This is a genomic window from Fulvivirga ligni (genome assembly GCF_021389935.1).
GTDB lineage: Bacteria > Bacteroidota > Bacteroidia > Cytophagales > Cyclobacteriaceae > Fulvivirga > Fulvivirga ligni.
The window spans coordinates 1195498-1210707 of record NZ_CP089979.1 but is presented as its reverse complement, the minus strand read 5'-3'; the positions used below and the strand labels follow the sequence as shown (position 1 = coordinate 1210707).

11 protein-coding genes are annotated in these 15210 nt (G+C 36.8%); all 11 read right to left on the bottom strand.

Features of this window, described 5'->3' with window-relative positions; genetic code table 11:
- Positions 1–80 precede the first annotated feature (80 nt).
- Positions 81–1100 (bottom strand): dTDP-glucose 4,6-dehydratase, encoded by a 1020-nt coding sequence (gene rfbB, locus LVD16_RS05370; protein ID WP_233772830.1) that lies wholly within the window; start codon positions 1098–1100, stop codon positions 81–83.
- A 91-nt stretch (positions 1101–1191) separates the two neighbouring features.
- Complete coding sequence (locus LVD16_RS05365; protein ID WP_233772828.1) at positions 1192–2313, bottom strand: DegT/DnrJ/EryC1/StrS family aminotransferase; 1122 nt, start codon at positions 2311–2313, stop codon at positions 1192–1194.
- 57 nt (positions 2314–2370) lie between these two features.
- Positions 2371–3237 (bottom strand): glucose-1-phosphate thymidylyltransferase RfbA, encoded by an 867-nt coding sequence (gene rfbA / locus LVD16_RS05360; RefSeq protein WP_233772826.1) that lies wholly within the window; start codon positions 3235–3237, stop codon positions 2371–2373.
- Between the two features lie 171 nt (positions 3238–3408).
- The gene (locus LVD16_RS05355) at positions 3409–4416 is read right to left on the bottom strand and encodes a hypothetical protein (protein WP_233772824.1); all 1008 of its coding nucleotides are present in this window, start codon (positions 4414–4416) and stop codon (positions 3409–3411) included.
- A gap of 23 nt (positions 4417–4439) precedes the next feature.
- Positions 4440–5249 carry a hypothetical protein gene (locus LVD16_RS05350; protein WP_233772822.1) on the bottom strand — a complete coding sequence of 270 codons (810 nt, stop codon included), beginning with the start codon at positions 5247–5249 and terminating at the stop codon, positions 4440–4442.
- Between the two features lie 23 nt (positions 5250–5272).
- Positions 5273–5791 carry a Kazal-type serine protease inhibitor family protein gene (locus LVD16_RS05345; protein ID WP_233772820.1) on the bottom strand — a complete coding sequence of 173 codons (519 nt, stop codon included), beginning with the start codon at positions 5789–5791 and terminating at the stop codon, positions 5273–5275.
- Positions 5792–6481 (bottom strand): putative outer membrane beta-barrel protein, encoded by a 690-nt coding sequence (locus LVD16_RS05340; RefSeq protein ID WP_233772818.1) that lies wholly within the window; start codon positions 6479–6481, stop codon positions 5792–5794.
- Positions 6482–6545: 64 nt separating this feature from the next.
- Positions 6546–6992 carry a hypothetical protein gene (locus LVD16_RS05335; RefSeq protein ID WP_233772816.1) on the bottom strand — a complete coding sequence of 149 codons (447 nt, stop codon included), beginning with the start codon at positions 6990–6992 and terminating at the stop codon, positions 6546–6548.
- Positions 6993–7229: 237 nt separating this feature from the next.
- Entirely contained in the window at positions 7230–7829 is a 600-nt protein-coding gene (locus LVD16_RS05330) for a hypothetical protein (RefSeq protein WP_233772814.1), read from the bottom strand.
- Positions 7830–7837: 8 nt separating this feature from the next.
- The gene (locus LVD16_RS05325) at positions 7838–12199 is read right to left on the bottom strand and encodes a DUF6443 domain-containing protein (RefSeq protein ID WP_233772812.1); all 4362 of its coding nucleotides are present in this window, start codon (positions 12197–12199) and stop codon (positions 7838–7840) included.
- Positions 12196–15204, bottom strand: coding sequence for a PKD domain-containing protein (locus LVD16_RS05320; RefSeq protein WP_233772809.1), 3009 nt, complete (start codon positions 15202–15204; stop codon positions 12196–12198). Before LVD16_RS05320 ends, LVD16_RS05325 begins: the two co-directional genes overlap by 4 nt.
- Positions 15205–15210 lie beyond the last annotated feature (6 nt).

Below are 15210 nucleotides of genomic sequence, written 5' to 3'. Positions count from 1 at the left end.
CACCTCAACTTAGCTCAATTGAGCGTTTTTAAAATAATTAATAGAATATTAAAAGTAGCTTAGAATGACACCCTTTAATCTTAGTTATTATACTTCTTCAAATACCAATCAATAGTTCTTTTGATGCCTGTTTCGAAGTTTTCATCAGCCTTCCAGCCTAACTCGTTTTCCAATTTTGTGGCATCTATGGCATACCTTCTATCATGACCTGCGCGGTCTTTTACGTAGGTTATTTGAGATTTGTATGAGTCTCCATTTTCCTTAGGATTGAGCTCATCTAAAATACTGCAGATGGTATTTACTACTTCATTGTTATTGCGTTCATTTCTACCACCAACATTATAAGTTTCTCCGGCAGCTCCTTTTTGGAAAACCAGGTCAATTCCTTTGCAGTGATCCAGCACGTACAACCAATCTCTGATATTCTTTCCATCACCGTAAATAGGAATATTTTCTCCGCCAAGGGCCTTTCTTATTATTACAGGGATAAGCTTTTCATCATGCTGCTTAGGACCGTAGTTATTAGAACAATTCGTGGTTACTACGTCCATTCCGTAAGTATGGAAATAGCTTCTTACCAACAAATCGCTACTGGCTTTTGATGCTGAGTAAGGGCTATTTGGAGCATAAGGAGTTTCTTCTGTAAAAAGGCCTGTTTCTCCTAATGTACCATACACTTCATCAGTAGAAATATGGTGAAAACGAGCATTTTCAAACTCGGCTTTCTTGCTGAAAGGCTCATTCATCCAAGTCTTTCTGGCCACATCAAGCAGGGTGAAGGTGCCGTTGATGTTTGTATTTATAAACGCTTCAGGTCCTAAAATAGAATTATCTACGTGAGACTCTGCAGCAAAATGGATTACTCCTTGAAACTTATATTCATTAAAAAGCTTTTCGATTAACGCTCTATCACAAATATCTCCCTGAACAAACGTATACCTCTCATTACCCTCAGCCTCTTTCAGGTTTTTCAAGTCACCTGCATAAGTAAGCTTGTCTAGATTAATGACATTCCAATCTGAGTGCTGATCTAAAAAATAAGGAACGAAGTTGGCTCCTATAAATCCAGCTCCTCCGGTAATTAATATATTCTTGTTCATTAGAGTTTTTTTAAGACTAACTACTTTTTTAATGGTTTGTTTCAATTTCTGCCCGCAAGATAAACAAATATAACGTAGAGATACTCCTATGTTAATATTTTAGAATCAATTCACAAACATGTTGTATTTGCTCATCTGTGAGCTCTGCGTACATGGGAAGGGATAATATGCGATTTTGCAGATCGCTGGACACTGGAAAATCATTGGGTGAATGATGCATATAATCATAGGCTCCCATGTTGGGGAGAGCAAGTGGGTAATGCACCTCTGTAATTACGTCATTGTCTGCGAGGTACGATCTTAGATGATCTCTATCTACACCTACCTTACAGCGTATAACATATAAATGATAGGTATGCTTAGTATTTTCCCTTACCTTGGGAATCTCTACTTTCTCACTCGCCTGAAGCAATTTATCATATTGAGCGGCATGGTTAATCCTGGTTTCTGTCCAATGATGGATGTACTTCAATTTAACACCTAAAATGGCCGCCTGGAATGTATCCAACCTGCTGTTTACACCTTCAATATCGTGTTGATGCTTCTTTAAAGCACCTTGGTTAGCATATTTTCTTATTTTCTCAGCTAATTCATCATCATTGATTAGTACACATCCGGCATCTCCATAAGCGCCTAAATTCTTGGTGGGATAAAAGCTAAAAGTGGAGGCATTGCTGCTTGTGCCCACTTTCACACCATTTTCCTCAGTAAAATGTGCTTGTGCACAGTCTTCCAGCACAAATAAATTATGTTTCCGGGCTAGCTCCTGAAGTTGATCAATTGGTGCTGCCTGCCCATAAAGATGTACAGGTAAAATAGCCTTTGTTCTGGCATTGATCTTACGCTTAATATCCTCAACATCAATAGTATAATACTCAGGATCTATATCAGCAAAAACGGCTTTGGCCCCTGCTAATGAAATAGCAGCGGAGGCTGCAATATAGCTATTAGCGGCTGTGATCACTTCATCGCCGGGCCCTATGCCCAGCACTTTGAGGGTTATGAAAATAGCATCAGTGCCGTTACCTAAACCAATACAGTGCTTTACACCATAACTGGCCGCAAATTGTTTTTCAAAATCATGAAGGTGATGGCCGCCTACGAAAGTAGCTCCACTTAAAACATCTGATATTGCTCTATCTATATCAAATTTTATGATTTCGTACTGGGCTTTTAGATCTATAAATGGCACCTTCATAACAATACTCCTCACTATTAGCGAGTAAAAGTAATCACTATAAAGGTGCTGAGATAATATTGAAGCCAGAAATTACTCTCCGGCTATTTTCATTAGATACTGGCCGTATTGATTTTTCAACAAAGGCTGAGCAGCCTCCACCAGTTGTGCTTTATTAATGTATCCTTTTCTGAAGGCTATTTCTTCCAAGCAAGCGATTTTAAGGCCTTGTCTTTCTTCAATAGATTCTACGAAGTTTCCTGCCTGAATCAAGCTTTGATGTGTACCGGTATCTAACCAGGCCATACCACGGCCGAGTAGCTCTACCTGTAATGAACCTTCTTCAAGGTACATATTATTAAGGTCTGTAATTTCTAACTCACCTCTTGGAGAAGGCTTTATTTGCTTCGCCTTTTCGGCAACAGTATTGTCATAGAAATATAAACCTGTTACTGCATAGTTAGACTTTGGCTCTGTTGGCTTCTCTACTAATGATACTACTTTGTTATCATCAGTAAATTCTACCACGCCGTATCTCTCAGGATCTTTCACATAATAACCAAAAACAGTGGCCCCTTTTTGAATTTCAGAAGCACTTACTAATGTTTTTGAGAAGTTATAGCCATAGAAAATGTTATCTCCCAAGATCAGGCAGCATGAATCATCACCAATAAATTCTTCACCTATAATGAATGCCTGAGCAAGTCCGTCAGGAGAAGGCTGGATAGCATACTCTAGCTTAATTCCAAACTGAGAACCATCACCTAAAAGCTTTTTGAAAGCTTCAGAATCTTCAGGTGTAGTAATGATAAGAACCTCTTTAATATTAGCCAGCATCAATACCGATAAAGGATAGTAGATCATCGGCTTATCGTAAATTGGCAGAAGCTGCTTAGATACCGTTTTTGTAAGCGGGTAAAGACGGGTGCCAGAACCTCCGGCTAATATTATTCCTTTCATGTGTTTCTTTTTATTTATTTAAGCCAAATGAAATCTCTTAAAATTCCTCAGAATTTTTGATTTAGATTTCAAAAATATGAGACAATTACTCCCCTAAGTTAAAGCAATTATCTCATATGATAAATTTTAGATATTATTTATTCGGCTTTATGTAGAAGCAATGAATTGACATTATTGTTCGAGGTTGAGCAATCTTTCTTTCAAAGCTTCAATTTCCTCGGCTTGCTTTTGGTTAATTTCATTTTGCTTAATGAGATAAAGAGTAAGCTCTTCTACCTTTTTTAATAATAGCATATTCATGCTAGCCACATCAATACCATTTTCTTCCATTTCTGTAGCTGACGGAACTTCCGATAGGTGATGATTTTCCTGTATATATTTCTTCACATCCACCAAAGGAACTAAACTATAATCTGGTTGAAAAACATAATCTGGTGCCGGGAAATTCAAATCAACCCTAACCTCTTTGGCGTGTATATCACCATTTACGGTAAGCTTAGCATCTGGATTAGGGGTTAAAATACCAATACGATCACCTTGAATTCTCATTACTTCAGTACCTTCTTGCTGTGAATTGGATGAAGCCGTATAGAATGCAAGAGCATTAGCTGTAGCATCCTGGTTTGCCAATGCTTTAATTGCTGACTGACTGTAGTTTAGAGCATCAGGGCTAGAATGAAATTTTAAAGCTCCAATAACCTCATCTTTATGTGCCCCATGAGACTTAATAACGATACTACCGTCTCTTTCATTTCCATTATTTAAATATAATAATGAATGATCCAAGCCATCAGTATTAGTGCCAACATTGGCCTTATATATGGACAGTAAAGACAATGGGGAGTTGGTACCCACACCAAAATTAGCCCCCGTAAGTCCAAGCTTATTATCATCTTTTAACATAATGCGAGCATCAAAGTCATCAGCACTACTATTTGAAAAGTCTATATAAGGTGTACCGGCACCTTTAAGTTCTATCGTGCCAGCAGGAGACAGCTTGCTACCAGAACTTCCCCAAGCAATGTCTCCATTTACGTGTAAAGTAGCTGTGGGGTCTTGAGTGCCAATACCCACATTACCATTGTTAGAAGACTGTACATTACCTGGAACATATAAAGTCTGAGCATGAAGTCCTAGACACATCATAAATGCTAAAGCTAAAAGTATTGAGTGTTTCATATTAATAAGATTACGCAGGAAATTTATTTCTTTTCTAATATTTCAATTCGCTCAGTTAATTTTTCATTTTCCTTCTTGAGCTCAATCAAATACAATGTAAGCTCTTCTACTTTCTCTAATAACTTCGCATTCATTTCACCAACTGCTATACCTTCTTCTTGCACCTCTTGGGCCGAAGGAATTCCTGGCAAATGTTTATTAATTCGGATGTAATCGATCAATTCCATTAATGTAGGTCGTGAATAGTCTTCTTCGAAAACATAATCCGGCCATTGGCTCTTTAGTTGCACCACAACTTCTTCCATTATTGCCTTGCCTCCGACACCCAATAAGTACCCGTTGGGAACATTTATGTTGTAACCTATTTGGACACTTCCATCTCCTCTTATTAGGAAATCTTTATTACCATATTGGTCTGTTACTATAAAATGCTCGGTCCCTGAATAGCTGTTAGAACTTCCTCTAACCTCAACTGTAGCCCTTGGGTTTGTTGTTCCAAAACCCACTCTACCTCCATTAAAATATGACGGTCCATCAGAATGAATTTTGAATTTGGATTCACTCAAATCGTTCCTTCCTTCTACATACCCATTTTGAGTGCCATTCAGTGCAACCCTATAAGCACCATCTTTCTCTACGGCAATATGGTCACGACCTCTTATTATTCCATTCACATGCAATTTGTAGCTTGGATCGTTTTTACCAATACCGACATTATCATTACCTGCATTAGTATTAGAAATACCAGTATTTCCTCCTGGCACGTATAAGGTTTGCCCCAAAAGGTTAATTGAAATCAGACAAAAAAAGATTAACAATAAAGAGTTTTTCATATACATATATTTAATAAATCATTTTAATCACAAATACCCTGTGTCCACACTTGGATACCGGCTTCATTGGCCGCGCAGATATTAGAGTAGGTGTTTCCATCACACCCGCATACGAAGGAAATATCTCGAGTACAGGGAAATTTTTGAGGCTTACTTTCATTATCTATACAGGCCGCATTTGCCTCTAAGTAATCAATTTCCGCCTCGGCATTTAATAATAACTTGGTTCCCATTTCTGCCGTGGTTATATAATTTCCAGATACGCTATCCATTTTGCAAAAAAGAAGGTAGTCTTCATTTTCATAAAAGTGCATTCGGTCCGTATCATTCAAATCATACCTGAGAATAAAAGAGGAGACATAAGCTTTTCCTTTCCAGTTTTTTCTGATAATGAAACTCACCACTTCCCCTTTTTTTATTTGAAAAATACCATCTAAATAGGCCTCCACAATTAAATCTGCTGACTGGTATTTTTCTGCTATAGAAGACTCATGCTGGGCCGATGAATAAAGCCACATGAAGAGTTGAATAGAGAGTAACATTTATTTTTTGATTAGGGCTAGCTCGCTCAATTGAAATCCTACCTTCACCTGCCATGGTTGGGGGTGCACTGCCTTCCGGGGATCATGTAAAAAGTTATAAAGTATAATTACGGTCATATCTATTTTTGGCAGGACGGTAAATCTACGCCCGGCACCTAATAATAGACCGTCTATCCACTGAATTTTGGTGGCGGAGAGATCATTATTATCTGCTATTTCTTTGCTCATGCGCTCATATTCACCATAGGCAAAAAAGCTGCTAATAATATCATAACTAACAAATGCTTTGTAGCCATAGCTATTATTTGGTATATCTGTGGTGGTAGAGATAGGATCATTGCTAAATGTATGCCGTAAAGCTCCACCTACACCCACTACCAACTTTTTATTGAACTTATACCCCACCTGCGGTGATGCATCTAATGAAAAAGGATTCAGACTTGTTACCTGAAAATTACCTCCTATTAGTAAACGTTCTCTCAAAGGCTTGCCCTCCAGCGAGTTTCGTTTCACTGCTGTGGAAAGATCATTGGAGTTGGGTAGCGCGGAATATTTCTTTTGCAGCATCCTCATTTTTTTCTGAAAAGCTTCTAGCTGTTGTGTATTATTTGCAAAAAAAGTTTGAGCACGCTTTCTGGCCTCTTCCTTGCCTACATTATGTACAGCATCGGCATCGGTATACTTTTCCAACTCCTCCTGCTTATTAAGGGAGGAATTAAGCTCTTTAGCTTGCTCAGCATATTTTTCAAACTCATTAATCTCTTCTATACCCCCCCCCCTTACTCAATAATTCATTTTCAGCCATGTTGGCAATTTTATCAGAAAGACTATCACCGGAATTTAAGGAAAGCCATTGATCATCCATGCCTTGATTTTGCATAAACTCCAAAGTTTGTCTTTTTCCCTGCTCTTCTGCTACTTTTACTAAAGAGTCATACTTAACACTATCTAAATCAGTATAATAGATTTTTGATAGGGTCTTATTGCTCTCAAGTCTTTCCTGGGTATATACTTTAGACAAACTATCAGACTTCTGGCGCCAGTACCTGCCCTCCTTTTTAGCAGCGCTGGTGCTATCTTTGGTATAAAACTTCCGGTACCTATCTAACTTAGAGCGTGCATCTTTGGCACGCTCTATTTTTTTTAGATGGGAAGGGGAGAGTTTTACATCATATTTTTGTGCCAGGCATAACTTTGACATGGTTACCAAGATTAGTATAAAGAAATAGGGCTTCACTATTTATTCTTGTATGTAAAAATTTAAAACATCTATAAATCCTTGTTGTGGAGCTATAAGCACTCGTTGGAAACGAGCGCTAACCAGGATCTATCTATTCCTAATACTCCAATTTGATTCTTGCTGCATTGGGGATCTGCCTTGAGCTAAAAGCTTTGAACTCCCCTTAGCGGCAACTCCACTAACACCAAGAAACTTACCCTACATTGCTATCGAAGAAACCCTTTTATCGTTAGTGTTTTTGATTTCCAAATTTTCTTCTTGCACTTTCCTTATAACCTTCTTTATGGAACTGTTAAGATCTTTGTAATAAATCCCGAAACTGCCAGAATGATGAAAGTAAAACACAAACTCATTTTTAGGTTCATAAAACATCATACTATAAGGTGCCGTATGCTGAGCAACGCAGTGAAACATTACATATAAGAATTTATCCCAATTAATGCATTTGCAATAACCATTATACTCTGGCTCAATTCCACTATCATTTAACATGGAAAGATAACTTGCTGTTGGTTCCTTTTTATTATGAGGAGAATAATCATATCTATCATTTTCTATATCCCAAGTATCAAGGCAGAAATTCCCCCACTCTCCATCTTGTCCAAAAGTCGTAATCAGGACATCGTCCAAAAAACTTCTGAATAATGAATAAAAGATTAAGATTGATTTTGAGACTAAATCTTTCGGCTCCTTGAAATAAACTTCAAACTTAAACCCCTTACTGCCTGGCAAATAATCAAAATCTAACCAATCAAAACCCTTAAAATCATTGGAACTATATTTTTTAACAACTTTCATTGTAACTCCTATTTGATAGTTTTCAATTGTCCCCAAGGAATAAATTTACCCGTAGATCCTTTGTGTTTGTTTATGATAAAGTCACCAAATTCATCAGCATCACTAATCCATTCCAATCCTTTCTTACCCTCTTTGAACACTTTAAATTTACTACCCCCATGACCTGCATTGTCAACAGCCCACCAAAGTCCATCTGATTTACTTTTGAAGATTTTACCAAATTGAGAATGACGTTTTATTTGCGATGCGCCTTCATCTGTCAATTTCCAAAGAGCTCTTGCCCCCTTAGCAACAACTTTTTTAAAAGCCTGCTCACCCACCTCTTCTGTTAACTCACGCCTAACAATAGATGTTGTCACATCTGTTGCTCCAGCTCTCAAGACCTTACCAAGGCCACCTGTAGTAAAAAGTTCAACTATGTCATATTCAACAAACACAGGCTCTATACCGTCACCCCTGGCGAATAGTTCAGCTTGCTGCATGGCATTGATTTCCTCCATTGTAGGATACACGCGTCCCATAAAAATTGCCTTTTCAACGGTAACTGTACCTTTAGGAGTAAATAAAGTCTTCTTGCCAATATCCAGTAAGGTTGCCTTAATATTGGACGCTGTAATTGAAGCTGCATCGGATACTTTATTAAAAACATTGCTCCAAGAAACCTTTGATGCTAAAAAAACACCAGAAAATGTCAAAGCTCCAGCCATCACATTCCGTCTAGTCTCTTCAGAATCAGCGCCTGAAGCAAGCGAATAGAGGCCACCTGATACGCCACCTATGGCAGCCCAAGTGACTGCATTTAAAACAACATTTCCTCCAAACCAGCCTCCATCAGGATCAGTACCGTTGAATGGATTATTCCCCATACCCTTATATGGGCTAGAATATTGACCATAAGGATCCTGACTATACCAAGTACCCAATCTGCTATCATAGTTTCCTCGTATTGCAAAAGCATTCCATTGAGTATATTCATCATATGTACTATATTGTCCTTGATACCTGAACCGGTTGGGTGAAAACCCTTCGTTAACATATCTAGTACTTGCTATTTCTAATCCAAACGGGTAGTAGTCAGAAGTACTGGTAACCTGAAGTCCTGCATTATTCTTATCGTGAATAACCTGCAAATCATCAAAATAACAACTACTAACTGTACTTTCGTTAGCAGTATAAATATAGATATGTCCATTAAAAGGAATATCCAAATCTAGTTTAAGAGTCTGCCAAGCTCCAGCGTTATTGGCTTCCACCGGGATATACCCAAACTGCGGCGTGCCACTATAGTCTGCTGGGAAAAGAATATAATTTAAATATGCCTTTAGTCCATTATTTGGTATTTGCCCAGAAAATACTGGCAAATAACTTTCAAATGCGCTATAAATGATTTCAGTTTCACCTCCATCCAAAATTTGAAAAGAGTTTGTTACAGCAGCCACAAGACTTGGCAGAACAGTATTATCGGTGCCAGATCCATTCAAATATGCATTAACTGAAATTTTAATTTTTTCATTTTGTGATACATCAAGCTGTAGACCAGGCCCTACGTATTGTGAAAAGCTACCTCCTAATGCAGCCATATATTTAGGGACAGGAATCTGACTGGATGCAGGGGTAGTATTTATAAAGCCCCCATTGGCCCCCATTTTTACCATTTGTTGTCGTGCTTCGTCAATGTTTACAAACTCCGACACTTCTTGGGCAGACCGTTCGGACTCCATTGTTGCCTTATATACGTTTACCTCACTGAGCATACCATAGGTTAATCTGGTATTACCTAAATGGTCTGTCATAAAGTATTCATATTCAAATTTATCAGACTTGTTTATCGCTCTACCCTCTGAGGTGCTGATAAATGCTAGCTCACCATTTTCATATTGGACACCTCCTAAATAATCGGTTCTAGCCAAAGTCCGAGTTCCTTTCGTAACTTCTTTGGTAAGCACAGTGCCTGCAGCATCATAACTATATGTAATAGTAATACCGTTATAAAACTCTATCTCCTCTGGAAGATCGAGATAGTTATAGATGACGGAAACTATTTCATTATTAAGATCCGAAGTAAGATTACCATTGTAATCATAAGTATATTCTGATGATAGGGAAACATTATGTTCATTATAGCCAAATTCTGTGCCGTCATCTTCCACCTTTATTAGAGCATTTCCATTATGACTTAGAGTCAGATCATCAATCTCTGTAATTGAGCTATTAATCTTATCATTTCTGCTTAACCGTTTTATATTACCATTCATATCATAATCTTCCACTTGCTCATTAATCATCCCTCCATCAGAGGTATAATTATTTCCCTCCTTAGCATATTCTGCCGATGAAAACCTATTCAATTCATCATATTCAAATTTATAGGCTTGCTTTTCAGAGTTGTTGATACCATCATTTCTACGCCAAAGAACTGCAGATATGTTTCCTCCATATTTTGGCGTTAAATTTTGTCCATTTACACTCGTCAATTTATCAGATGTGTTATAGACTAATTCCATCCCAAAAAGATCATTTTCATCAGATAAATGGTCTACATCATTTATCTGGGTAAGCCAGCCTCTAATGTTATATTTATAATCTTCGGACTGTAAATAAGTGGCACCACCATCTGCTGAGTAGAGGTTTTTCTCGATAACCTCACCACGCTCATTATAGCTGCAAGAGGCTAGCACAATGGGATCTTGATTATTAATGCCGTGTGTTATCTTAAGCAACCTCCCTGCATGATCGTAGTCAAAAGACTCTACCGTGCTCATCTGCTCATTACTGCTAGAATGATTGTAAGATATGTTAATCATCTTTCCCTCAAAGTCATATTGGGTAGATACACGGTCAAGTCCATTCAAATGATTATCTGATATATATTGAATAGCTTGATAATCATCATCATAGTAAATCACTGAATGTAGCCATTCTGCTGTTCCGAGTATTTTAGTTTTACTAGCAGTAGCTTGTCCCATAACAGCATAATTGACGGAAGCATTCAATTCTGCTGTTACTGGAGAATAAGAGTTGGCGTTAACATCCCACCCGGAATTTGAGAGCACATCATAAGTATCATAATAGGAAATAGATAAGAGGTCATCTTCATCCACATCCGTAGGGAATGTTCTATTGAGTGTGTAACCCACATCGCTGACATTAGTTAGTTCATATCGATGTGGATTAGAACTACCTTTTATATTTGATTTTAATGACTCATAAGAAGCACTTGTCTCAAATATTCCTACTGCAATAGCCCTATTCAAATCATCATATTTAAAAAACGTCCATTGTGAATTACCCCATTGATTACCATCTTGCATTAACACTAATCGTTGATAATTATCATATATAAAAAGCATCGGCCTCACATCACTGCCTGGTGATTTGCTCTTTATCACATTGTCATATTTGTCATACTCATACTGATAACACCATTTATTTACATCATCAATGGATGGAGAGTAATTCAGATGTAGCATTGGAGGAATTATAAATCTTACACGCCCCAATTCATCATAGACATAATAAGTATCATAATGCTCCACCGGCCTTATAGGGCCATCACCATAAATTCTATCCGCTCTATTTAGTACTACTCTACCTAGGGGATCGATATATTGTTTGGTCACTATGCCATCTTCAGAAGTAACAGATTTAACAATAAGTGAATTAACCGGGTAATACATACTACTCTGAGGTAAATTGCCGACTACCTTCCATCTACGCACCTCAGATGCATAATTATATGTAATTTTAAGGTCTGTAGTCTTACCGTTATTAGACCAATCTTTACCAACGCCGGTCAGGGTTTTGACTCTGTCTAAAGGTGAATCATCATAAGTAATAGTAGTGTAGGGTTTTTCACCACTATATTGATTTAAAAGTTCCCCAATTATATCATCATGATAATCCCCGGTAGAAGTCCGGGCCTCATGTGAAAGATAAGAGTTAACTATTCTTCCCTTATTATCATATTCAAACGGCGTTACAACATCATATCCATTAGCCCCCCCTTGCTTAAGTACATTTTGAGCATTTCTTCCCAATCCATCAAAATAGTTTATAACCGTATTTTTCTGATCATGGTCTAGTGCATCAACGACACTGGAAGATGTTATTCCCTCTACAGTAATAATATCCTTCTGAAGGGCATTTTTTTCCTCATGATTAGCCATCCTTCCTATTGTTTTAGCAAAGAAAGTTGAACCGGAGGTGGCTTTGAAAGAAAAGTTTTTTAAAGTAAGGCTCTCTACCACATAGTATGATTTATCTTCATACCCTTCAGACTTAACTTCATTGATAATAATCTCCTCATCTTGTGCAAAAACACTGGAATAAAAAGAAATTAAGAGCGTTATAAATAATGTAAATTTTTTCATTGGTTTCCAAGTGTAGAGATTTGTTTAGAAAAATAAACTGTAGGAAAATTATCATTTTCAACCACCAACTTCACATTATATTTATCATAAGGCGATCCGGTGTATGTATGACTTACATTCAAAGTATTAGTCTTCACAACATTCCCATCACCAAAATCCCAATAATATGATGAGGTCCCTCCGGAATAGCAGTTTCCCATAGCATTGAATGCTACTTTATTGTTACCTAAATAATTAGCTGAAATTTCGAAATCGCATATTTCAGTTTGATCATACTGATATTTGACTAAAATATTACCAGCATTATCCTTTTCCAAGGACAGTCGATTTCTTTCATCATAGTCCAGATAAAATGACTTCTGGTTTATATCAGTCAGCTGTTTAAGGCCGATAAGTGGGGTGGAATTATAACTAGTTTTAAAATTCTGATAATTATTGGCTCGAACCTTAGTAACAGACTTTAATAGTCCATTCGAGTGCCATTCATATTGAAAACTCATGCCATCGTATAAATTCTTTACCTCTTTTATGTTTTGATTAACATACGAGGCTTCAGATTCTTTATGATAATGATCATCCCAATTTAGTTCGTTACTAGTTTGCCCAAATGATAAATTGATAAATTGTGATTCAGGAATGGGCGCATCCAATCGTAAATTATAGCTCTCATAGGGATAATATCTATCCTGATCATTGTAAAACTTATAAACTAATAACTTACCTGATGTAACTTTAAATTCTTGATTAGGCTCTGCTATGTATGAAATGGTTTCGAATGGGCTTGCGATATTATGAGTATTAAGTTTTTTAAACAATCCATTAACCTTTAAATCCAAAAAGGGGCTTGGATTATACATTTCAAAATCGGTCATATAATTAAACGTTTGCTTAAATCTAGTGCCATCTGAAAATGTAGTTAATAACTTTGTAATGAGCGAAGGGTGATTGGTTATACCATACTCTAGTGAGGTATTTGTTCTCATTGTCTCAGACTGATTTTCATCATATTCAACCACAGAAATATCACTAATCTTAATTGACTGACATACTACATTATAAAAATTGACAGTATAAACGAACCCTGAATTATCAGAGGGTATAGAATAAAGAACTTGATGATTTCTTTTGGAGAAGTTTTCAGAACCGAATTCATAATTATAATGAACACTCTTAATCATTTTATTATTACTGTTTCTATATATTATATCAGTTAGATTACCACTAGCATATCTTCTTGAGTTTTTCTTTGCATATGGCACTCTATTGTAATCAATTGGCCCTCTGTCATAAAACTTGTCACCTTTTGACTCGAAGACGTATGCATTTACAGAAGGAGGAGTGTCAGGTGTATAATTGTAATTGCGCTCAATACTAGAACCGTCTGCACTAATTTCTACAATCTTATTATAGATAATTGACACCCCATTCAAATCTATAATATCATTGATTGGTGAAGAAGACCTTACTTCATTGCAATTACCTCCAGTATAATATTGATAATTATGAATTGGTTGATTAATTACATGAAAACCAGAATATGTAAATTCTTTATCCAACCACTCTTTATGTCCATCACTCAAAAAAATTTTTTTTATCCTAATTCCACCCACATTATCATGACCTTCATATTCCAGATTTTGATATCCCCCAGTTGGGTATATAATTCTCTTTAGAGCACACGCTGTTGATCCAACTTCATTTGGACTTTTATCACTATGTGGATAAATGGAAGACTTCCAGCCTCTTGCATTGCGATCAGAATACCTTGGGTAACTAGGATTCGGATCCCATGTAGAATAGCCCCAGTGATCGTAAAGAACAGCATCTCGACTTGGAAGAGGAACTTCACTGTGATACTCAAACCTCCTATACAAAATATTATCTCTAATGATAGAGCGTAACATAAATCTATTGCAGTCGTAATCATTTCTACATTCTATAGGGTGATATCTAGCTGTTAAACTGAAATATTCTTTTTGCACTGAATTATGGTACGAATAATTTAGCACACAATTTCCTATCAAGTTATCATTGGATAAGGTCACTCTTTCTAAAGAATAACCTCCTTTCAAATCCCTTCTGCCCGATTGATAGTAAAAATCAACTTTTCCCAAAGACGTTTCAATAGATTTGATATACCCTTGCGAAACATTTAGTTTACTATTAGTGTAGAAATGCCTTGGTGTTCCCGATCCATCACAACTCGTAAACTCTTGTTCTGAATAATAATTATATTCTATATCATGATTAGTATAAATAAACTTCGCCAATTCAATCCTATTAGGGTTCTGTATAGTATATAGATTCCAACTTGATGTGTAAGAGTATTTCTCTTGATAGGCACCATCGGAAGGCACATCATCATATGATAACTCCATATTCATTTGGCTGAATAAGGTATTCTCCACATAACTAAAAGTGAAAATATTTCCACTTTCATCAGTAATTTTCCAAATGCCATCTGCCTCTTCAGCACCCTGAACAACTCCACCTGGTATATATTCAATTATTAAATCACTTGATGGTTGTGTATACCCTACATTAGTTTCAGGATCTAAATAAAATTTCCCACTTCTCCCTAAAAAAGAATAAATAAATACATCAAGTTCTGAATCATATAAATGATTATATCCTGTGTTCACCTTATTGATTTCATCTTCCCCAATAAAATTATAATCCGAACTAACATCTGGAGCGTCATTGACCACCCTAGTAATGCTACCTCCAGCATCTAAAGCCCATCCTAAACCAACTGAACTAGCTACATCTTGCACTTTAATGCCTGAAGTAGAATACCGCAAAGAAATAGGAATGGATATGTCTTTGCCCTTTAGAGTATATAATGGAACATCTACTACTCCTACACCTGATGCCCCAACATTAATACCGGACAAATTATTAGCGGCAGCCGAATTTGGCGAAGGAGGAATGACATTAGTCTGAGCAAATAGAGAAGCACTAAGTGCTAACAGTGCTCCTAATATAATTAAGTATTTATTTTTCATTATCAC